The 20,333-nt window shown below is 69.4% G+C and carries 14 protein-coding genes and 3 pseudogenes; 5 read left to right on the forward strand and 12 right to left on the reverse strand.

Annotation, left to right across the window (positions count from 1 at the left end; genetic code table 11):
• Positions 1-76: 76 nt before the first annotated feature.
• Positions 77-199 (reverse strand): annotated as a pseudogene (locus EFK10_RS51545) (integrase); the annotation flags it as partial.
• A 131-nt stretch (positions 200-330) separates the two neighbouring features.
• Between EFK10_RS51545 and EFK10_RS51550 the strand changes: the two are divergent.
• Together EFK10_RS51550 and EFK10_RS42670 are read left to right on the forward strand one after the other, a co-directional pair.
• A pseudogene (locus tag EFK10_RS51550) lies at positions 331-618 on the forward strand (transposase); the annotation flags it as partial.
• 236 nt (positions 619-854) lie between these two features.
• On the forward strand, positions 855-1,313 hold the full coding sequence (locus tag EFK10_RS42670) for a hypothetical protein (RefSeq protein WP_164836389.1): 459 nt from the start codon (positions 855-857) through the stop codon (positions 1,311-1,313).
• Between the two features lie 175 nt (positions 1,314-1,488).
• On the opposite strand, the gene EFK10_RS42675 is transcribed toward EFK10_RS42670, so the two are convergent.
• The 7 genes from EFK10_RS42675 to EFK10_RS42705 form a co-directional block, all read right to left on the reverse strand.
• Complete coding sequence (locus EFK10_RS42675; protein WP_206305815.1) at positions 1,489-4,614, reverse strand: MGH1-like glycoside hydrolase domain-containing protein; 3,126 nt, start codon at positions 4,612-4,614, stop codon at positions 1,489-1,491.
• Positions 4,615-4,716: 102 nt separating this feature from the next.
• Positions 4,717-5,817, reverse strand: coding sequence for an aldose epimerase family protein (locus EFK10_RS42680; RefSeq protein WP_127361015.1), 1,101 nt, complete (start codon positions 5,815-5,817; stop codon positions 4,717-4,719).
• Positions 5,818-5,872: 55 nt separating this feature from the next.
• Complete coding sequence (locus tag EFK10_RS42685; RefSeq protein WP_127361016.1) at positions 5,873-6,931, reverse strand: LacI family DNA-binding transcriptional regulator; 1,059 nt, start codon at positions 6,929-6,931, stop codon at positions 5,873-5,875.
• 108 nt (positions 6,932-7,039) lie between these two features.
• The gene (locus EFK10_RS42690; protein ID WP_127361017.1) at positions 7,040-8,104 is read right to left on the reverse strand and encodes an ABC transporter permease; all 1,065 of its coding nucleotides are present in this window, start codon (positions 8,102-8,104) and stop codon (positions 7,040-7,042) included.
• Complete coding sequence (locus tag EFK10_RS42695) at positions 8,101-9,072, reverse strand: ABC transporter permease (protein ID WP_127361018.1); 972 nt, start codon at positions 9,070-9,072, stop codon at positions 8,101-8,103. Before EFK10_RS42695 ends, EFK10_RS42690 begins: the two co-directional genes overlap by 4 nt.
• A complete protein-coding gene (locus tag EFK10_RS42700) occupies positions 9,069-10,736 on the reverse strand; it encodes a sugar ABC transporter ATP-binding protein (RefSeq protein WP_127361019.1) in 1,668 nt (555 codons plus the stop codon). The genes EFK10_RS42695 and EFK10_RS42700 overlap by 4 nt, the downstream gene beginning before the upstream one ends.
• Before the next feature lie 83 nt (positions 10,737-10,819).
• Positions 10,820-11,905 carry an ABC transporter substrate-binding protein gene (locus tag EFK10_RS42705; protein ID WP_127361020.1) on the reverse strand — a complete coding sequence of 362 codons (1,086 nt, stop codon included), beginning with the start codon at positions 11,903-11,905 and terminating at the stop codon, positions 10,820-10,822.
• A gap of 499 nt (positions 11,906-12,404) precedes the next feature.
• Here EFK10_RS42705 and EFK10_RS42710 point away from each other — a divergent pair, with 499 nt between their 5' ends.
• Positions 12,405-15,671 (forward strand): LamG-like jellyroll fold domain-containing protein, encoded by a 3,267-nt coding sequence (locus EFK10_RS42710; RefSeq protein WP_127361021.1) that lies wholly within the window; start codon positions 12,405-12,407, stop codon positions 15,669-15,671.
• 392 nt (positions 15,672-16,063) lie between these two features.
• Here the strand turns inward: EFK10_RS42710 and EFK10_RS42715 are convergent, their stop codons facing one another.
• Complete coding sequence (locus tag EFK10_RS42715; RefSeq protein ID WP_265737604.1) at positions 16,064-16,360, reverse strand: integrase core domain-containing protein; 297 nt, start codon at positions 16,358-16,360, stop codon at positions 16,064-16,066.
• Between the two features lie 248 nt (positions 16,361-16,608).
• Here EFK10_RS42715 and EFK10_RS42720 point away from each other — a divergent pair, with 248 nt between their 5' ends.
• Positions 16,609-17,448 carry a DUF429 domain-containing protein gene (locus tag EFK10_RS42720; protein ID WP_240677819.1) on the forward strand — a complete coding sequence of 280 codons (840 nt, stop codon included), beginning with the start codon at positions 16,609-16,611 and terminating at the stop codon, positions 17,446-17,448.
• Positions 17,449-17,917: 469 nt separating this feature from the next.
• On the opposite strand, the pseudogene EFK10_RS42725 reads toward EFK10_RS42720, so the two are convergent.
• Positions 17,918-18,127, reverse strand: a pseudogene (locus EFK10_RS42725) (site-specific integrase); the annotation flags it as partial.
• A gap of 243 nt (positions 18,128-18,370) precedes the next feature.
• Complete coding sequence (locus EFK10_RS42730; protein WP_127361022.1) at positions 18,371-18,622, reverse strand: hypothetical protein; 252 nt, start codon at positions 18,620-18,622, stop codon at positions 18,371-18,373.
• Between the two features lie 156 nt (positions 18,623-18,778).
• On the opposite strand from EFK10_RS42730, the gene EFK10_RS42735 reads away from it, so the two are divergent.
• Entirely contained in the window at positions 18,779-19,057 is a 279-nt protein-coding gene (locus tag EFK10_RS42735) for a hypothetical protein (protein WP_127361045.1), read from the forward strand.
• A gap of 270 nt (positions 19,058-19,327) precedes the next feature.
• Here the strand turns inward: EFK10_RS42735 and EFK10_RS42740 are convergent, their stop codons facing one another.
• Positions 19,328-20,209 carry a LysR family transcriptional regulator gene (locus tag EFK10_RS42740; protein ID WP_127361023.1) on the reverse strand — a complete coding sequence of 294 codons (882 nt, stop codon included), beginning with the start codon at positions 20,207-20,209 and terminating at the stop codon, positions 19,328-19,330.
• Positions 20,210-20,333: the final 124 nt, after the last annotated feature.

Below are 20,333 nucleotides of genomic sequence, written 5' to 3' on the forward strand. Positions count from 1 at the left end.
CCTCAAAACCCACACCACTTACGACGAAGCGACCGCCTGGTCGCACCACGCCCAACCCCATGCCGCTTGACACCCAACGACATGGGGTGTCTGACCCAGGGGTCCGGTGGGGTCGATGCCCGTTGTAGAACGACTCGAACTCGCGCAGGGCGTGGAGCAGGTGGCGCTGGTCCCATATGAGGGTGCGATCCAGCAGCTTGTCCCACGGTCGGGCAGTGTGTCAGCCAAGTTGACAATGCCTCAGAATCAGCCCCATGTGGAGATCTTTTTCGCCCGGATGAACTGCCCCGGGTTTGATGGAGACATCGAAGACCCGGAAGGATCCCGTTCATGGCTGCACCCCGCAAGTACCCCGAGGAGCTGCGCGAGCGCGCGGCCCGGCTCGCCGTCGAGGCCCGCAAGGACCCCGAGGCACGGGTCGGCGCGATCAAGCGCATCGCCGACCAGCTCGACGTCCACCCCGACGCCCTGCGCGGCTGGGTCAAGCAGGCCGAGACGGATGATGGCACCAGGCCCGGCACCACCAGCGCCGAAGCGGCCCGCATCGCCGAGCTGGAACGCGAGGTGAAGGAGCTCCGTCGGGCGAACGCGATCCTGAAGTCCGCCTCCGCTTTCTTCGCCGCGGAGCTGGACCGCCATCCACGAAACCCGGGGCTTGACAGCCGCTACCGTCCTCGCATGGGCATCGGGAGCCCGAGTGGGAAGCCCGGTTCGAATCCCGTTCCTACGGATTCCGCCCGGGCCGCGGATGCCACGACGCCATCCAGGCGATCTTCAGCACCGCGAAGGGCAAGGCCGCGAAGCGCCAGTGGGTACTGGACGCCGACCTGGCCGCGGCGTTCGACCGTAAAACGGTGGCCGCCGCGCTGCCCGGGCTCTGGTACTGCTTGCACCTACCTGCCTCGCTCTTGGATCTCGTCGATGTCGATATCTGGGAGCTGAAGGCAGCCCAGAGTCTGCGTCTTGATCACAACATCTTGTTGGTGCCGATCGACTGCTTCGACGAGGATCTACTCGGCCGCCACCTGCAACATCACCATCCCGTTGTCACCGTCTGCCCGGACGAGCTGTTGGACGAGGCCCGGCAGCGGGCCTCGGCGCTGGGATTCGTGCTGCCGACGACCCCCTACTCGCAGCTGTCCGACGCCACCCTCACCGCTCAGTGGAATGCGATTCACGAGCACTTCATCCCCGGCCTGGCGCCGCTGACCGGTGAGGTGTCCCTCACTCCCCCGATTCAGTCCGGGGGCCACAAGGCCGCGCCGCCGAGCGGCTCCGTCCTCCGCACAGGAGTCCTGAGGCTTGCCACGTAAGGGCACGCGGTTAATGCCCGGTACGGTGCGGGTGAGACGACAGTAAGAGGGGGTTTTCGGTGCGCGGCGGCCGGGTGCCGGGCACCGATCAGATCCTGGCTCCCTGGTCCGGTGCCCGGCACCCGGCCGGAGCGGCGCAGGTCGCGCACGAGGAGCGCAACCTGCGCCTTCACGGTCAGGAAGCCCCGCTGCGCGCCTCGAACCGGTCCACCGCGATCGTGCCGGGGTCACCGCGCACGCCGAACATGAAGTGGTACGACGAGCGTACGGACGGATCCGAGAGGTCGACGGCGGATCCCACGTCGGTCGTGGTCAACCGCTGCCAGGTGCCGTCGTGCTCGGCCCATGAGGACACCGTGGTGCCGTGCGTCTGGAAGGCCAGCCGGTCGCCGGGGGTCAGCGTCACCGAGGTGCAGCAGGCGCCGCTGCCCGACGGGTTCAGAGCGCCGTCGACCCGCACGTCGATCCCGGTGGAGCGGTGGTGGTTGTTGTACCAGGCGCCGATGTAGGTGGTGTCGTCGCGAACGAGGCCGACGAACAGGCTGTCCTCGTTCGGGGCGTCGCCGATGAAGGCGGCCGGGTCGACGATGACGGCGGCATCCGGGGATGTCGGGCTCATGCCGCGGTCGAGCAGGGTGAAGAACCGCTGGCCGGCGCGGGCGGTCATCTGTCCGCCGCCGATCGCCAGCTCCGGCACGGCCTCGTCCTGATACGGCCGGCGTGCGCTGTAGTCGGCTCGGCTGTCGGTGGAGAAGTCGTCGACGACCTGCGGGTGGGTGTATGCCTCCGGGTCGAAGGCGACCGTGAGCAGCCGCCGGGTGTGGGTGACGGCGACCCCGTGGCCGTGGGTGCCGTAGGTGGCGGTGGCCACCAGGGCGGAGTCGGTCCCGGACGCACCCGGGGGTGGTGTCAGGGTGAACCGCCACACCGCGGACGCCCGGGGAGGGATCGCCTTGGCGGTGTGTCGCCTGGCGGCGGGTGCCGCCGTCCAGCCGCTGGGCACGGCCAGTGACACGACCGGATCCGACAGGCGCCGGCCGGTGGTGTTGGCCACGGTCACCTCGACCGTGGTCCGCCCGTTCACGGGCAGGGCGCCGGTGCCGTCGGGTCCCACCTTCACGACCGCGTCGCGGCTGGAGGGCGCCCACGACTGGAGTTCGCTCACGCCGACGTAGGCGCCCGAGGGGTTGGTGAACAGCAGCCGGACCCGCTCCGTGGTCAGGACGGGGAAGGTGACGCGGTTGAGTCCGTTGCCGGCCGGCTCGGCGCGGTCGCGGACCTGGCCGGGGACGTCGGTCCAGGCGTCGCCGGTCCAGTACTGGAGCCGGTAGGACACGGCAGGGCGTACGCCTCCGGAGTCGTCGTATCCGTACCAGCGGATGTCGCTCACCGGGGTCGGCACGCCGAAGTCGACGCCGTAGTAGTCCTGGCCGTGCGGCGAGGCGTAGTTGGTCCACCGGGTGTTCTGCGGCACCTCGTTGAACCACACCTTGCCGTCGAGGCCGCTCCAGGCATTGTCATAGCGCCAGGTGTAGGAGGCGATCGGCTTGGGGTAGCCCTGCCGGAGCGGGTTCGCGGCGTCGTTCACCAGCCGGGTGGGCTCCTTGGTGACGGCTCCATGACCGCTGGGGAACGGCTCCACCGGGACGGTCATGTCCTTGAGCGTCGCCGAGGAGCGGACCAGTTTCCCGTCGACGTACACCCGCATGCCCGCGCCCTGGTGGTAGTGAGATCCGTCGCGGTCCCACAGCACCGTCACATTGCGGCCGTGGTAGGGGACGTTCTCCACCGCGTAGTGGTCCCAGCTCACCGGGACCAGCGGCTGCACTCGCAGGCTCGCGCCGTTCTGCGGGCGCAGTCCCAGGAGTCCGGACAGCACCAGGTCGTTGAAGGTCGAGTGGTTGTAGTCCTCGCTGTGGTTGCCACCGTCGTAGATCCAGGCGTCCTGGTCCGGTGAGTGCGCTTCGGCGACATACGGCCGGCCGTCCTTGAACTGCGTCCTGGCGTAGGCGGTCAGGGCGTCGGCGTAGTCGGCCCGGGTGACGACCCGCTGTTCCGGGTGGTCGTCGAGCAGGTTCGCCATGCCGGTCAGGGTCTGCGCCGTCGAGAAGGGCCAGCTGGGCCCGTCCCAGCGGCAGCAGCCGCCGGCCTCGTGCATGAACCAGGGGCTGCGGCGCTCCGCGGTGGTCGGACCGTAGGGCGCTGCGAAGCCCTGGGGGTCGAGCAACTGGGCCCACGCCGGGGCGTCGCCCGGCTTCGCGGCACCGAACTGCCAGGGGATGTAGCCGATCTCCTCGCGGGTGTCGAGCAGGCGGTGCTGGGGGTTGTCGTCGCGCGGCATGGAGAGGTAGAACTGGCGGCTCGGGTCCCACAGCCATCGGTGCATGGCCGTCTTCAGCGCGGCCGCCTTCGCCGCGTACTCCCGTGCGGTCTCCCCGTCCCCGGAGAGTGCGGCGATACGGCTGATGGCCGTCGCGTCGCCGTACTGGTAGGAGTTCAGCGTCGGCCGGTAGCCGGCGCCGCCGTGGTACGGGTCAGCGGACTCGTAGGAGGAGGCCGAGAACTCCATCGCGTCCCACACCGGCACCGACCAGTAGAGCCCGAGTCGGGCGTCGAACTGCTTGTCCCAGCCGTGGTATTGCCGCTTCAGCTGCGGGAGCAGCGCGACGAGGGAGCTGAAGTCACCCGTGACCTGGGCCCTGTCGTAGGCGGCGCTCGCGAGCCAGAAACTGTACTGGTGCGCCCAGTCGGTGGTGTCGGCGTTGACGTCGTCGGTGGCCGGCTTGGGGCCGGAGCCCGGACCGGTGAGCCAGAAGCGGGTGTAGTCGTCCAGATACTGCGGGTCGCGCAGCCAGCGCCCTTCGGAGATGTGGTGGCCTGCCGCCGCGTCGACGGCCTGGTACGGCGCGGCGTATCCGCAGCAGTCGAGGAACTCGGTGAGGATCCATCCGTCGGTGGGGTTGGTGTAGCGCAGGTGTTCCTTCCAGACCCGCCAGCGGTAGTAGTAGACGTCCTGGATCGTCTTGTCCGGCAGGTCGACGAAGGGAATGTTCGACTCGTACCAGGCCGGGTCGTTGAACCCGGTCAGGTAGGAGGCGTCGTCGAGCACATGGGTGCCAGGTCCGACGGCGGGGTGCGCCGGGACCGCCGCGGGTTCCTGCGGCAGCGCCTGACCAGGCGTCACGGCGGCGACGGTTCCGGTGCCGGTGACGGCCGCGGCGGCGAGGGCGATCGCGATGAGCAGCGCATGAAGTCGGCGGCGGAGGCGGGTTGTCGTGCTCCTTGTTTCCCGGTACGGCACGGGACACGTCCTCTCCCTGGTGCGGTGGCTGGGCCGTCTGTTCGCTCTGTTCCCTCGGTTCCGGGGTGGCCGCTGGGCCGATGCGCCGCACTCAAGCCGGCGTCAGTCCCGCTCGCCCCGCTCCCCCGGCGCGGCCAGGTGCGGAAAGCGGTACTCGGTGCGGCTGCGCAGGATCTGCCCGGGACGCAATTCGGTGGCGGGATAGGCGGAGTGGTTGGGCGAGTCGGGGAAATGCTGGGTCTCCAGGCAGACCGCTCCGTGGCGCAGGTGCGGGTGGCCGTCGGCGCCGGCCAGGGACCCGTCGAGCTGGTTGCCGGTGTAGACCTGCAGGCCGGGCTCGGTGGTCCACACCTCCATCACGCGCGCCTGGGCAGGGGCCGACAGGCGCGCGGCACGGCGCGGTTCGCCCTGCGCGCTGCCGGTGCGGAGCGCCCAGCAGTGGTCGTAGCCGCCGGCCTGCCGCAGCTGCGGGTCGGGCAGGGCCAGCATGTCGCCGATGCGGCGCGGCGACGACAGGTCGAAGGCGGTGTCTTGGACCGGGGCGAGGGGTCCCAGCGGAATCCCGTCGGCGTCGACCGGTAGATAGGATCCGGCTTCCACTTGCAGGGTGTGGTCCAGGACGTCGCCTCCTCGCCCCGACAGGTTGAAGTAGGGGTGATGGGTGAGGTTGACGACGGTGGGGCGGTCGGTGGAGGCGGTGTAGTCGACGGCCAGGGTGCCGGCCGGGTCGAGTGCGTAGGCGACTGTCGCTTCGAGGGTGCCGGGGAAGCCCATGTCACCGTCCGGGCTGTGCAGCGACAGCCGGAGCGAGGCCGTGTCGCCACTCGGGACCGGCTCGGCCCGCCAGATCCTGGAGTCGAAGCCTTCCGGGCCGCCGTGCAGGGCGTGGCCGCGGTCGTTGGGAGGGACGTGGTACCGCGTGCCTTCCAGGGTGAAGCGGCCGTGCGCGATCCGATTGGCGTAGCGGCCGATCAGCGCGCCGAAGTACGGGCTCTTCTCGGCGTACTCGGCGACGGAGGCGAGAGACAGGACGACGGAACAGGCGTTCCCTAACGTGTCGGGTACCCGCAGCGAGTGCAGGATGCCGCCGTAGGTGAGGACTTCGGCGGTCACGCCGGTACCGGAGTCCAGCCGCCACAGCTCGACGGCGCGGCCCTCGGGGCTGGTTCCGTAGGGGCTGCGGTGCAGGGTGGGCCGGGGCATGGGGGTCCTCGTCGTGAGCGGTCGGTGTGTGGGGAGCGGCCGGTGCGAGCCGCCGTCAGCCGGGGGCGGCCGACGCGTCACCGCGTCCGGTAAGGTGCTGCCCGGCGGGCACCGCACCGGTGGACTCGCGGACCAGGAGCCGGTACTGGGGGCGGGTCCTACGCGGTTCGGCCGGGTGCCCGGCCAGCCGCTCCAACAGGCATTCCACGGCGAGACGGGCGATGGTCTGCTTGTCGGGGGCGATCGTGGTCAGCCTGACGGCCGCGAACCGGCTGTCCTCGATGTCGTCGAAGCCGACGACGGCGACGTCACCGGGCACGGTCAGGCCGCGTTCGACGAGGGTGCGCATCGCACCGATCGCGATCAGGTCGTTGTAGGCGAAGACGGCGTCCGGCCGCTCGCCGCGGTCCAGCAGCGCGGCCATGGCGGCGGCGCCGTCGGCGCGCCCGTACCCGTCGGTCGCCGCGACCAGCGCGTCGTCGGGCATGAGCCCGGCAGCGGTGAGTTCCTCGCGCCAGCCGTGCAGCCGCAGGTGGGCGGGCTGGCGTTCGCGTCCGGTACGGGAGCCGATGAACGCGATCCGGCGGCGGCCGAGCGAGACCAGATGGCCGACGGCCTCCCGGGCGGCCGCCACGTTGTCGATGGCGATGTGGTCGTACGGGGCCTCGTACTCCCGCTCACCGAGCAGGACCAGCGGAACGGTCTCGTCCCGCCCCGTGAGGTCCTCGGTCTCCAGATGGATCGGGCTGAGGATGAGGCCGTCGATGACATGTGACCGGAATCCCTGGCTGACCAGGACTTCCTGTTCGCGCAGTCCCGCCGTGTGGTCCACCAGCACGGTGTAGTCGTGGCGGGCTGCCTCGTCAATGACCGCTCCGGCCAACTCCGCGAAGTAGGGGTTGCCCAGTTCCGGCACGGCCAGGGCGATGATGCCGGTGCGTCCCTTGCGCAGATGGCGCGCGGTGAGGTTGGGGCGGTAGCCGAGTTCGTCGATCGCCTGCTGTACCTTCGCCCGCATGTGCGGCGTGACGTGGGGATAGTTGTTCACCACGTTCGAGACGGTCTTGACGGACACGCCTGCCCGCTGCGCGACGTCCTTCAGGCTGACGCCCACTGCACTCCTTCGGTGGACCGGACCGGACGACCCCCGGGACGGGCCCGGGATCGGCGTGCTGTGTGCCGGGCACCGCCGGCGCTCGGCCGCACGGCAACCCGGGGTTCCTCAGGTGGTTCTGCGGCTGCGTGCCAAGTATCGCTGCGCCACCACGACCACGATCAGGAAGCCCCCGCTGACCACGGACTGGTAGGAGGAGTTGAGCGAGCCGATCTGGTTGATCAGGTTCTGGATCACCGCGAGCAGCAACACGCCCCACAGGGTGCCGCTGACCGAACCGGCGCCGCCGATGAGCAGGGTGCCTCCGATGACGACCGCCGAGATGGCGTCGAGTTCCATGCCGACGCCGATGATGGTGACGCCGGAGGACAGCCGCGCCGCGTTGATCGCGCCGGCCAGGCCCGCCAGCAGACCGCTGAACAGGTAGACCAGGACCTTGGCGCGGGCCACGGGCAACCCCATGAGGGTGGCGGCGTCGGCGCTGCCGCCCACGGCGAACAGAGTCTGTCCGAAGGAGGTGCGCTGCAGTACCAGGCCTCCGAGGCCGAAGAGCACGAGGGCGATCAGGATGGGGTAGCCGAATCCCCACACGCTCCCCTGCCCCAGGTCGGCGAACGCCGACTCCTTGGGCACCAGATAGGTGGTGGCACCCTCGTCGGTGATGGCCAGCAGCAGTCCGCGGGCGGCCAGCAGCGAGGCGAGGGTGACGATGAAGGGCGCCATGCCGGCGCGGGCGATGAGCAGTCCGTTGAGGGCTCCGATCGCTCCGCATACGGCGAGCGGGAGGAGCAGGGCGGGCAGCAGGCCCCATTGCGAGGCCCAGGCCGCGAGCACGCCGCCGAGTGCGAACACCGAGCCGACCGACAGGTCGATGCCGCCAGTGATGATCACCAGCGTCATGCCCAGCGCCACTACGGCCGGGAACGCGGCCTGGACCGTCACTCCCCGGGCGTTGTCCACGGTGGCGAAGGACGGATAGACGAAGGAGGAGACCACCACCACGAGGACGAGAACGGCGAGCACGCCCTGGCGTTGGACCAGTGAGGCCAGGCGCTCCCCGCTGGTCGGCCGCTCGGCGGCGGGGTCCTTGTCGATCGGGCCGCCGTCGGGGGCCGGTGCGGCCGGCGGCCGGGTGGCGGTCTTGGGGGAAGCGGGCGCGGAGAGGGGTTTCATCGGGATCGGCGCTCCCGGGCGACGTAGACGGCGGCGAGGATGATCGCGGCCTGGGCCATCTGGGCGGTGGAGTCCGGCAGGTCGTGCTTGACGAGGGTGGCCCGCAGCAGCTGCATGAGCAGGGCGCCGGCGACGGTGCCGAGGACGCGGACCGATCCACCGCTCAGCGGTGTCCCGCCCACGACCACGGCGGTGATCGCGGACAGCTCCATCAGGTTGCCTAGCGAGGACGGGTCACTGGCGGTGAGCCGAGCGGTGGCCAGGACACCGGCGAGCGCCGCGAACACCCCGCACAGCACGTACACGCCGGTCAGGACGCGTTTGACGGGCAGACCCGCGAGCGCGGCCGCGGGGCGGTTGCCGCCGATGGCCACCACCTGGCGGCCGAAGGTGGTGCGGTGCACCAAGAACGCCACCGCGAGTGCCAGGGCCCCGGCGATCAGGACGACCAGCGGGATGCCCAGGAAGCTGCCGGTGCCCAGGGCCAGCAGATCGGGGTTGGCGATCTGCTTGAGCTGCCCGTCGGCTACCACCAGCGCGAGCCCGCGGCCGCCGACGAACAGTGCGAGCGTGGCGACGATGGGTTGCAGGCCCACAACGGAGACCAGGGTGCCGTTCACCGCGCCCACCACGGCGCCGGCCAGCACTGCGACCAGGAGGGCGGGTACGAGCCCGTAGCCGAGGTAGAGCGGCAGCAGGGCGGCTGCCAGCGCCATGGTGGATCCGACGGACAGGTCCACGCCTTCGGTGCCGATGACCAGGGCCATGCCCAGGGCCACGATGACCACCGGCGCGACCTGGACCAGCTGGGTGCGGAGGTTGTCCACGGTGAGGAAGTGTTCGGTGAAGGCGGCGTTGAAGACCAGCAGCGCGGCCACCGCCGCGTACACGCCGTACTCCTGGAACCATGCGGGGCCGGGCAGTCGCGACAGGGCACGACCGGGCGCCACGGTCGCCTGGGTGGTCATCGGGGATCCTCCTTGCCGGCCGGTGCCCCGGCCGGGATGTGCGGGGCGGCCTCGGTGCCGGGGCCCGGGACGGCATCCGCCGCGTCCGCGGCGGCGGGGGGTGCGTGGTCGGCGAGCACCTGGAGCAGCGTGCTCTCGCCGACCTGGTCACCGGTCAGTTCACCGGCGACCGCGCCGCCGCGCAGCACCACGATCCGGTCGGAGCCCTCCACCAGTTCCTCGATGTCGGAGGAGATCAGCAGGACGGCGAGTCCTTCCTGGGCGAGCTCGTCGATCAGCGCTTGCACTTCCGCCTTGGCGCCGACGTCGATGCCGCGGGTGGGTTCGTCCAGCAGGAGCACCTTGGGCTCCAGGCACAGCCAGCGCGCCAGCAGCACCTTCTGCTGGTTCCCGCCGGAGAGTTCTCCGACCTGCTGCTCCGGGCTGGAGGCCTTGATCCGCAGGCGCTTCATGAAAATGTCGACGATGCGGTCCTGTCGCCGGCGCGAGACGATCCCGGCCCGCGACAGCCGGGGCATCGCGGCGAGCACGATGTTCTCGCGGACCGACAGGCCCGGCACGATGCCCTCCGCCTTGCGGTCCTCGGGCAGCAGGCTGATCCCCGCCCGGATGGCGCGCGCGGAGGTCGTCCGCCGCATCGGCCGGCCCGCGACGGTGATCTCCCCCGCGTCGAGGGCCAGGGCACCGGCCAGGGCCTTGGCCGTCTCACTGCGCCCTGATCCCAGCAGGCCGCCGAGGCCGAGCACTTCGCCCGCGTGGAGTTCCAGCCCGACGGCGTCGAGTTGGTGCCTGCGGGTCAGACCGGTGGCGGTGAGGACCGGGGTGCGCGCCACGTCGTGCCCCTCGTCGCCGAACGCCGTCACTCCGTGCCGCCGGACCTCGGTGACCTCCCGGCCGAGCATCATCGACACCAGCTGCATGCGGTCGATGTCGGCCAGGTCGCCGGTGTGGATGTGCCGGCCGTCGCGCAGGACGGTGACCCGGTCGCAGATGCGGTACAGCTCGTCCATGCGGTGGCTGACGTAGAGGACGGCGATGTTCTGCCGCCGCAGGTCACCGATGACCCGGAAAAGGGTCTCCACCTCGCGGGGCTCCAGCGACGAGGTGGGTTCGTCCATCACCACGACGCGCGCCTCGACCGACACCGCGCGGGCGAGCGCGACCATCTGCTGTGTTCCGACGCCCAGAGTGTGCAGCGGCCGCCGGGGGTCGACCCGTACACCGAAACCGGCCAGCAGTCCGGCCGCCTCCCGGTGCATCCGCGCGAAGTCGATCAGTCCGAGGCGCGAGGTGGGCTCGCGGCCCAGGAAGATGTTGCGGGCCACGCTCATCAACGGGACGAGGTTGACCTCCTGGTAGATCGTGGAGATGCCCGCCTGCTGCGCCTCGAAGGGCCGGGCGAAGTGCATCTGCCGCCCGGCCAGGAGCAGTTCGCCGCTGTCCGGCCGGTGGACGCCGGTGAGGACCTTGATCAGGGTGGACTTGCCGGCCCCGTTCTCACCGACGAGGGCGTGGGTCTCCCCCGCGCGCAGGGTGAACGAGACATCGTCGAGGGCCACCACACCGGGGAACCGCTTGCTGACGCCGCGAGCCTCCAGCACCGCCGGTGCGGTCGCCGGCTCCGGGCCGGCCGTCGCGGGCGCTGCCGCTTCGGGAGGTGCCATGTCCTGGCCTTCCGCAGATCGTAGGAGTGGTGACCGGGCCGCCACCGGTCGCAGTGCGCCGTGGCGGCCCGGAGCCGTGCGGGTCAGTACGCTCCGGCGACCGACGCCTTGGCGTTGGCCTCGTCGTAGGCGCGGTCGGAGATGATGACGTCCTCGGGGATGGACTCGCCGCCGTAGAACTTCTGCGCGGTGGCGAAGGCCAGCGGTCCGAACCGCGGGTTGGACTCGATCACGGCGTTGTACTCGCCGTCCGCGAGCGCCTGGACGGCGTTACGGGTGCCGTCGATGGAGACGATCTTGATGTCCTTGCCGGGCTTCTTGCCCGCGCCCTTGATGGCGGTGAGGGCACCCAGGCCCATCTCGTCGTTCTCGGCGTAGACCGCGGTGATCTCCGGCTTGGACTGGATGAGCTGCTCCATGACCTGCTGGCCCTTGTCCCGCGCGAACTCGCCGGTCTGCTGGGCGACGATCTCCAGGCCGGGCGCACTGGCCTTGATCTGGTCGACGAAGCCCTTGGTGCGGTCGGTGGTGACGTTGTTGCCGGAGGCGCCCAGCAGGATGGCGACCTTGCCCTTGCCGCCGGTGACCTTGATCATCGCGTCGGCGGCCCGCTTGCCCTGCTCCACGAAGTCCGAGCCGAGGAACGCGAGGTAGTCCTTGCACGCCGTGGCGTTGATCTTCCGGTCGATCGTGAGGACCGGTACATGCTTGTCGGCCGCGGCCTTGAGGGCGGGCTCCAGGCCGTCGGAATTGAGCGGGGCGACGATGAGGAACTGCGCCCCCTGGGCGAGCATGTCCTGGATGTCGCTGATCTGCTTGGACAGCTGCGACTGGGCGTTGGTCGTCAGCAGCTTCTTGACCCCGATCTTCGCCGCCTCGTCCTTGATGGACTGCGTCTCGGCGATACGGAAGGGGTTCGCCTCCTTCTCCGACTGGGAGAAGCCGACGACCGCGTTCTTCAGGTCGATCTTCGGGGCCCCGTAGGCGGTCAGGGCGCACCCCGGGCCGGAGCTCGCCTCCGGAGTCTTGGCGACCTGCGCCGCCTGGGAGGAGTCGTCGCCCGCGTTGTCGGTCGTCTCCGACTTCGCACAACCGGTGGCGGCAAGGGTGACGGCCGCGACGAGGAGTCCGGCGGCGGCGAGTGTGCGGGAACTGCGCGTGCTTGTCATGAACAGAACACTCCTTGGCGGACGGGACAGCGCCGCCGTACGGCGTGCGGTCGCGGGCAGTGCGGGAGCGCAACAGGGCCGCCCCGAGCGGGCGCAGCGTGCGGCTGCGATCGGTGAAAGGGGCTGTGAGCTGTGAAAGGACCCTGACGGCCAGCTCGATGACAGGGTGTCACCAACTGGCTTTACAACGTTATATAGGCGCCCCCACGCCGACGGCAAGACCGTCGCCGCCATGTTTCCTGTGCGTGACGCGGCAGAGCGGGCCGGCCGGGAACGAGTGCTGCAGAACCTCTGGACAGCCGATTGCTGACGTGCTCTCATTCCGCTGCACGCAGATTTCTAACGTTGCAATCGACCGGCCCCGCCGCGCCGCCTTCCGCCGCGGCGGCCTCGGGCAGCCCTGCCCGCGGCGGTATGTCAGGCCGGCCCGGCGCACAACCTCACCAGCACGATCGCTCCGCACAGTTCCGGCCCGATCCCCCTGCGCGAGGAACAGCCCATGACTCGACAGCCCACTCACATCCGACGACTGATCAGGGCGCTGCTGCTCGCCGCCGCCCTGGCACTGCCGATCGGCAGCCTTGGCCCCGTTGCCTCGGCTGCCGAACCGCCCGCTCCCGCGGCGTCCGACGCCGGCTCCATCGCCCCGGTGCACGGTCTGAAGGGCGAGTACTTCAGCATGTCCGCACCGGGCGCCCACGATTTCGCGGACCTCGGCGGAGTCTCGCTCGACCCCCAGATCAACTTTCCCGGTCTGGCCGGCACGTTCGAGGAACTGACCGGTCATCAGGAGAACGCGACCGCCCGCTGGACCGGCCGGATCGAGGCTCCCACCACTGGCGCCTACACCTTCTACGCCATCGGCGACAACGGCTTCCGGCTGTTCATCGACGGCGTGCCGGTCATCGACCACTGGGTGGGCGACTGGGACCGGGAGCAGACCAGCGCCGCGGTATCGCTGACCGCCGGGGAGCGGCACGACTTCCGCCTGGAGATGTTCCAGGACACCGGCGGCGCGAATATGTACCTGCGCTGGTCCGGCCCGTCCATCGCCAAACAGCTCGTCCCGGAGACGGCGTTCACCCCGCCGGACGGCTTCCAGATCTATCCGGTCGACCTTTCCGTCCCGCAGGACGGCACGCAGGTGCGGGCTACCTTCGAGAACCGGGTCAGCTCCATCGGCGCGGTCAAGGACCACCTGAAGGTGACGGCCGACACGACTCCGATCCCGGTCAAGACGGTGGCCGTCGCCTCCGACGACCCGCGGTCCCTGGTCATCACCTTGTCGGCGCCGATCCAGAAGGGCCAGCAGGTCAGGGTGACCTACGACGGCGAGGGCGGCCTGAACGCGGGCACCGACACCGTTCCGCAGCTCATCCGCTCGGCGCAGAACGCCTCCACCCACCGGCTCACCACCGTATGGGGCGACAAGCTCGACCGTGAGCACCCGCTGCCGGAGTACCCGCGCCCGCAGCAGGTCCGCGACCAGTGGAAGAACCTCAACGGGCCCTGGCAGTTCGCCGCAGCGGGCGCGAACGAGCAGCCGGTCTTCGGCAAGAACCTCGACGAGAAGATCACCGTACCGTTCCCCGTGGAGTCGCAGCTCTCCGGGATCGAGCGGCACGAGGACCACATGTTCTACCGCAAGCTCGTCACCGTCCCCAAGAACTGGAAGGTCGGCCACGGCAAGCGGCTCGAGCTCAACTTCGGCGCCGTCGACTACCAGGCTCGGGTGTGGGTGAACGGGACACAGGTCGCGGAGCACACCGGCGGCTACACCGGGTTCAGCGCCGACATCACCGATGCGCTCAAGAAGACCGGGCCGCAGGAGATCGTGGTCGCCGTCACCGACACCGCGGGCCGCAACCAGCCGCTGGGCAAGCAGTCCAGCGCACCGGGCGGCATCTTCTACACCCAGTCGTCGGGCATCTGGCAGACCGTCTGGATGGAGCCGGTCGCAACGACCGCGATCGACACACTGGTCACCACACCCGACATCGACACCGGCACCCTCGCCCTGACCGTCAACTCCGCCAACGCCTCCGCCTCCGCCTCCGCCCGCGTCAAGGCCGTCGCCCGCGACGCCAAGGGCAGGACCGTCGGCTCCGTCACCGGCCCGGCCAACAGCCCGCTTCGGCTGCCCGTCAGCAACCAGCACCTGTGGTCTCCCGACGACCCGTACCTCTACGACCTCAAGGTCACACTGACCGACGGCCACTCCACCGACTTCGTCGGCAGCTATTTCGGTATGCGGAAGATCGGGATAGCGAACGTCGGCGGCTACCAGAAACTCGTCCTCAACGGCAAGCCGATCTTCTCCCTCGCCATGCTGGACCAGGGCTTCTGGCCCGACGGCCTGTACACCGCGCCCAGCGACGAGGCCCTCGCCTTCGACCTCGAGGCGCAGAAGAACCTCGGCTTCAACGCCGTGCGCAAGCACATCAAGGTCGAGTCACCCCGCTGGTACTACTACGCCGACAAGCTCGGCCTGCTGGTGTGGCAGGACTTCGTCTCCGGCGACATCACCAACGAGACCGGGCAGAAGGCCTTCGTCTCCGAGGGCATGCAGGAGGTCCAGCAGCTGCACAACTCGCCCTCGGTCATCGGCTGGGACGTCTTCAACGAGGGCTGGGGCGAGTGGAACCGCGACGAGACCGGCCGGATCGCCGAGTCCGTCAAGGCGGCCGACCCCTCCCGTATCGTCAACGCCCAGAGCGGTGTGAACTGCTGCAACTCCAAGGGCGACTCCGGCAAGGGCGACATCATCGACCACCACGACTACGGCAACAACGACGCACCGTTCCCGGACGAGCACCGGGCGGCGCTGGACGGCGAGCACGGCGGATTCACCCTCCGCACCCCCGGACACATGTGGCCGGGCGCTCCCACGGTGATCTACAGCGGTGTGGCCGACAAGGACGCCCTGACCCAGAAGTACGTGGACAACACCAGGACGTTCTATCTCGAAGCCGCCGGCGCCGAGCTGTCCGGCTCGGTGTACACACAGGTCACCGACCTGGAGAACGAGCTCAACGGCCTGTACACCTACGACCGCCGGGTGCTCAAGGTCGACCCGGTTAAGGTACGCGACATCAACCGCCAGGTCATCGCGGCCGGCGCGGCCGCCGGTGAACGGGACAAGCTGCAGGGCGGCGGGTACTGGGCCCTCGACGAGGGCAGCGGCACCACAGCGGCCGACCAGGGCCCGAACGACCGCCCACTGAAGCTCACCGGGGGCACCACCTGGACCCCGGGTGTCCGCGGCAGCGCGCTGAAGTTCAACGGCCAAGGCCAGTACGCCCAGACAACCGGGCCGGTCGTCGACACCACCAAGGACTACTCGGTCTCCGCCTGGGTCACGCTCGACTCGCTCCCCGGCAACTACGCCACCGTGGTCAGCCAGGACGGCCGGCGAACGGAGAACCCGTTCTACCTGCAGTACGGCCAGGGTGCCTTCGCCTTCAGCACACCCGGCGGCAACCGGGCCCGTCTGGTGACCAAGCCCGAGCTGGGACGCTGGTACCACCTCGTCGGGGTGCACGACTCCGCGAGCAAGAACATCAAGCTGTACGTGGACGGCCGGCTGGTGGCAACCAACGCATCCGGGCCGGCCGACGTCAGCACCGGGCCGCTCTCCGTCGGCCGCGCCAAGTTCGCCGGCGCGAACACCGACTACTGGAACGGTGCCGTCGACCAGGTGCACGCCTATGACAAGGCGCTCACCGCCGAGGAAGTGAGCGCCCTTTACGACACCGAGAAACCGTAGTCGCACGTCGCATCCGTGACACCCGGCGATCCCCGGTGAGCAGGCTACGTCCCGCTCACCGGGGATCGCCGCGTCCGCATGTCACCGTCCCCGCCGCCCCCATGGGCGGTTCGGACGGAGCCGGCCACCTCACGGCCGGCGGCGCCCTACCTCTCCCGGTGACCGGCCGGCCGAGGATGAGGGGCGCCGGTCAAGGCTTGATCAGCGGCGTGTAAATTGATCGCGGGAATGCGTCGTCGCAGCCGACCCCGGGGTCGCGCTGCACCGGCCGGCTGCCGACACTGCTGCGCGCCCGCCAGAGCCGTGGTTCCTGGCCCACGCGTCCCCCACATGCACGCCCTCTTCCTCGTCTGTCCCAAGGTTGCTCCTGCCGAAAACCTCATCCGGCCAGCTCAGGCGGCATGTTGGTACTCGTGGAGGATGCCGCCGAGTCGTTCCCATCTTCGGACGTCGAGGTGGGTTATCTGCTCCGGATCGTTGATCGGCACCGGCATCGGGTGCAGCGGTCGGGCGTTGGCGATGCCCTGATGGGGCCGGCGGGTGTTGTAGAACTCTTCGAACTCCCGTAGTGCGTGGAGCAGGTGCTGCTGGTTCCAGATCAAGGTGCGGTCCAGGAGTTCACGTCGGCAGGTCTGCACCCACCTTTCCATGATCGAGTTCATGCGCGGCATCCGTACGCCGCTGAGCACGACCTCGATCCCCGCGTCCTTGAGGACGGCTCCGGCGCCGCTCGTACGATTTTGGAGAGACTACCGATCCGTACCAGCGGTACCTGGCCACCGCGCATGGGCTCGCGGCGAGGTTGGGGGCCCGTCCTGATCAGATCGAGGCCGGCCTCTTTGCCCGGGTCAAACAAGTACCGTGAGTCCACGCACTGACAGCCTGGCCGGGACTTGGCAGGCTCGCATAGAAAGGAGGCGGAGGCGAGTTGCAGGTCATGACTGCGGGCAAGTGGGCAGAGACCGCCGTGACGGACCCGCCAATGGTGACAGTGGGCATCGACCTGGCCGGCTACTCCGGAACGACCGGGGTCTGCCGCGTCATCTGGGCGGAGCAACCGGCCGTCGAGCTACTCAATGCCAGGAACGACGAAGACCTGCTGGCGGCCATGCGGACCGCCGACAAGACCGGTCTGGATTCGCCTATCGGCTGGCCGGTGGCATTCACGTCCCTGCTCGCCGCCCACCAGGCTGGCACGAAGCTGCCCGTACGGTCCCGCTACGTGCCGCACCCGGGCGGTCGCGACGGGCTGGGCAGGTTCACCCATCGTCTGACCGACGACGTGGCATGGAAGCGCACCGGGGCCGGGAAGCAGCGCCCTCTGTCGGTCGCTGCTGACAAGCTGGGCATCGTCGCCATGCGAGCGGTGGATCTCCTGGAACGTCTGGCTGAGGTGGGCCCCGCTATTCCCCGAGACGGCTCCGGCTCGGTCGTCGAGGTCTACCCGGCGTTCGCGCTGATCCAGTGGGGGCTTGCGAGCAAGGTCAGCTATAAGAGCTCCAAGCCTGCCGCTCTTGCTGCGAGGGCCGAGATCCTTGCCGGCCTCGCCGGCGGCTTGGGCCTCGACCTCAGCGAACGCGTGCGCGACCGGTGCACGCGCAGCGACCATGACCTGGACGCCCTGATATCGGCGGTCGTCGCACGGGCCGCAGCGTGTGGAATGACCCATTCGCCGACCACGGACGAGGAGCATGCCATGGCCGCGGTCGAGGGCTGGATGCACCTCCCTCGACGAGACCTTCCGCTCACCGTTGTGCGGGACGGAGTAGTTCCCTGACCCTCCTCGCCAATCCGGCGGGGGATCCGTCCAGGCGGGTCGGGCCGCCCTCGCCCTGCTCGCGCGATGGCGACAAGCCGCACGGTCAGCTCTGGGAAGGCGGAGGATCAAACGCCCACCGCCTTCCCGGTGATTCCCGCCTTTCGAGAGACGGATCTGAATCTGTCGTCCTGCCGTGGCATGCCAGTTCCATGGAGTCCGTTGCGGAGCGCAGGCGGTGAGCCCGGTGTGAGCCCGGACGCTCCTGGACTTGGTGGGACCGTTCATTGCGAGTCAGACCTGCTCCCTTTCTGACCTGCACGGACGGGATCAGGGGGGATTACTCGTCATCCCCCGGCACGGAATCCGGGCGACTCATAATCCGTCGGTCGTGGGTTCGAGTCCCACCCGCCCCACCGTGCCCGGCGGGGGAGTAGGTCGGTTGACCTGCATACGAGTGTCCCAACTGGTTTGAACCAGGGTGGGACACTCACTCGTTAGGGGGCTCCTGCGTGAGCGATGCGTGAGCGGCGGTCCGGATGATCTTCTCCCGGCGTGCGCGGGGCACCAGCGCCGCCGCCTTCTCCGCGATCGCCCGGTCGACTTGGGGGAGCAGGCTCGCGTAGGTGTCGCTCGACAACTGGATCGTCGAGTGCCGCAGTGTCTCCTTCACGGCGTGGATGTCGCCGCCGCCCGCGTGGCGAGGCATCCGGCGGACAACCACCACCCGAACGGCGGCACGAGCGAACCGCGGACAGCTGCCCCACGGTTGTGGGCGTATCCCCACGACTGCCAGTTGTGGGCGAGACGGACACAACTGACCGGCGGCCATCGGGAGTTCGGGCGGGGCCTTCGTCTGCGCGTCATCGTCACCGCGAGTGCGGCGTGATCCATGGGTCGGTGATTTCGGTGAACAGGTCGTCGGCGTAGGAGCGCCGTCCGTCTACCCCTGTGCCCGCCGGAAGATGAGGAACCACGCGGCCTGTAGAGGGGAGTCTTGCCCGGCCGGCAGTGCCTGGTCCAGCCGCCAGCCGTAGTGCTCCACCGCTTCGATGGCGTCGGAGAGCGCGGTCAGTTCGTGCTTCTCCTCTGTGGGCACGAGGGCCCGCCAACTGAAGATGGTCCCGCCGGCTTCGGCTCGCTTGCGGGCGGCGACGGCGTAGGGCATCTTCAGCAGCTTGTCGTCGATGGTCATCGAGGCAGACTAGCGCCGGCCCCGCGCCCCCTGAACGCAAAGAAGGCCCCAGTCATCAGGATGGCGGCTTCGTCGTCTCTATCCCATTATGTGCGATTATGTGCGATTCGGGTGTGAGCGGACACCCCCCAGAGAACCCGAAAGGAGCACACCGTGATGATCAAAGCAATGCACAAGATGGGCATCCGCAGCGAACACGCCTACCTGGCCGACATGGCCTCCATCGGGCTTTCCGTCGCCGCCTGGGTCACCAGCTTGAAGGCCGAACCCGGCGTTGGCCTCGACCGCGCTGACCGGTGGGGCATCTTCGTCGGCGAATGGGCACCCACCTTCTTCGGCCTCGGCCTCGCCCTCTCCCAGCACGAACAGCAAGACGGCACTCTCGAAGGCACCGTCCACCCCATCCGCGAAGCCGAGCAGCAGCAGGCTGGGTAGCACTTCCGCCGGCAGTGGCGGCTCATGCCCCACAGGCAGTCAGGCTGACGGTCACGGTTGCGGGGGAGTCGGACTCCCTCACAAAGGGGGTCCACACCATGGACACCCCTGGCGATTGAGCGGGACAGCCTGTCCCTCTCCAAACTGGTCCGGCGAGTGTGGGGGGCCACGCCGTCACCGTGACCCCCCACAGACCGAATGTAACTCGGCCAGCTCCTTCACCGGCGAGCACCGAAAAGGCAGGTCAGCGCACAGGTTGCCGGGCGACAGTCACGCGGCGCGTGAGTCCAGCGCGGTGGCCACGAAAGCCTCGGCCGCGACGGTCAGCGGCTGGTCCCGGTGGACGATGAGCAGGTCGTAGGTGACCTGGGGAAGCAGGGGAAGCACCACGGCGCCCCTGCGCGCCGCTTCCCGTGACACCGTCCAGGGCAGAAAGGCCGCACCGACGCCCTCCAGGATCATCGGCACGACCGCCTCACGGTGCGGGGTCTCCAGCGCGGTGCGCAGCGCGATACCCCGTTGCTTCGCCTCGTCGAGCAGGATGCGGGCACGGGTACCCACGGCGCTGCTGATGAACGGGATGTCCACCAGGCGCTCCAGACTGACCGGCCCCTGGCCGGCGAGCGGGCTGCCGGGCGGGAGTACGGCGACGATCTCGTTGCGGCCGATGGGATGCGCCCGCAGGTCCGCCGAGACAGGGCGGTCGGTCAGCCCGACCTCGCACGAGGCATTGGCCACCGCCGCCGCGGCGAGCGCGCCGTCCTCCGTCGGGAGCATCGAGATGGTCACCTCCGGATAGTTGCGGCGAAAGATCCCGATGATTCGGGCCAGCGGTTCGACGCTCAACGCCGGTGGGGCGCTGACGGTGACGCGCCCGCCACGGAACCCCTTCAACGCGATCATCGACAGCCGCCCCTCTTCGACATCCTTGAGCGCGCGGCGCGCGTAGGTGAGCAGGACGGCCCCCGCCTCGGAGACGACGACCCCCCGGCCGACCCGGTGGAACAACGGTGAGCCGCACTCCCGCTCCAGCTTGCGGATGCCCTCGGACAATGCCGGCTGGCTCACGTGCAGTCGGGCGGCGGCCTTCGTGAAACCGCCGGTCTCGACCGCAGCGACGAAGTACTCCAGCGTGCGCAGATCCATACTCATCGGCGTAGCCTATCTGTTTCATCAGAAAAAGAGACTGGACTTATTGATAAGGGCCACGTTTCATACTTCGAAAGCGACAGTCCACTCCGGGATACGACATTGGTCGCCACCCCGGGACAGGAGA

The sequence above is a fragment of the Streptomyces soli genome, assembly GCF_003999195.1.
Taxonomy (GTDB): Bacteria; Actinomycetota; Actinomycetes; order Streptomycetales; family Streptomycetaceae; genus Actinacidiphila; species Actinacidiphila soli.

Bases quoted from the DNA above. Each gene is read 5' to 3' on its own strand.
- EFK10_RS42695 (WP_127361018.1), bottom strand. From the start codon at position 9,072: ATGACCACCCAGGCGACCGTGGCGCCCGGTCGTGCCCTGTCGCGACTG.
- EFK10_RS42680 (WP_127361015.1), bottom strand. From the start codon at position 5,817: ATGCCCCGGCCCACCCTGCACCGCAGCCCCTACGGAACCAGCCCCGAG.
- EFK10_RS42720 (WP_240677819.1), top strand. From the start codon at position 16,609: ATGACTGCGGGCAAGTGGGCAGAGACCGCCGTGACGGACCCGCCAATG.
- EFK10_RS42735 (WP_127361045.1), top strand. From the start codon at position 18,779: ATGATCAAAGCAATGCACAAGATGGGCATCCGCAGCGAACACGCCTAC.
- EFK10_RS42710 (WP_127361021.1), top strand. From the start codon at position 12,405: ATGACTCGACAGCCCACTCACATCCGACGACTGATCAGGGCGCTGCTG.
- EFK10_RS42700 (WP_127361019.1), bottom strand. From the start codon at position 10,736: ATGGCACCTCCCGAAGCGGCAGCGCCCGCGACGGCCGGCCCGGAGCCG.
- EFK10_RS42705 (WP_127361020.1), bottom strand. From the start codon at position 11,905: ATGACAAGCACGCGCAGTTCCCGCACACTCGCCGCCGCCGGACTCCTC.
- EFK10_RS42690 (WP_127361017.1), bottom strand. From the start codon at position 8,104: ATGAAACCCCTCTCCGCGCCCGCTTCCCCCAAGACCGCCACCCGGCCG.
- EFK10_RS42740 (WP_127361023.1), bottom strand. From the start codon at position 20,209: ATGAGTATGGATCTGCGCACGCTGGAGTACTTCGTCGCTGCGGTCGAG.
- EFK10_RS42730 (WP_127361022.1), bottom strand. From the start codon at position 18,622: ATGACCATCGACGACAAGCTGCTGAAGATGCCCTACGCCGTCGCCGCC.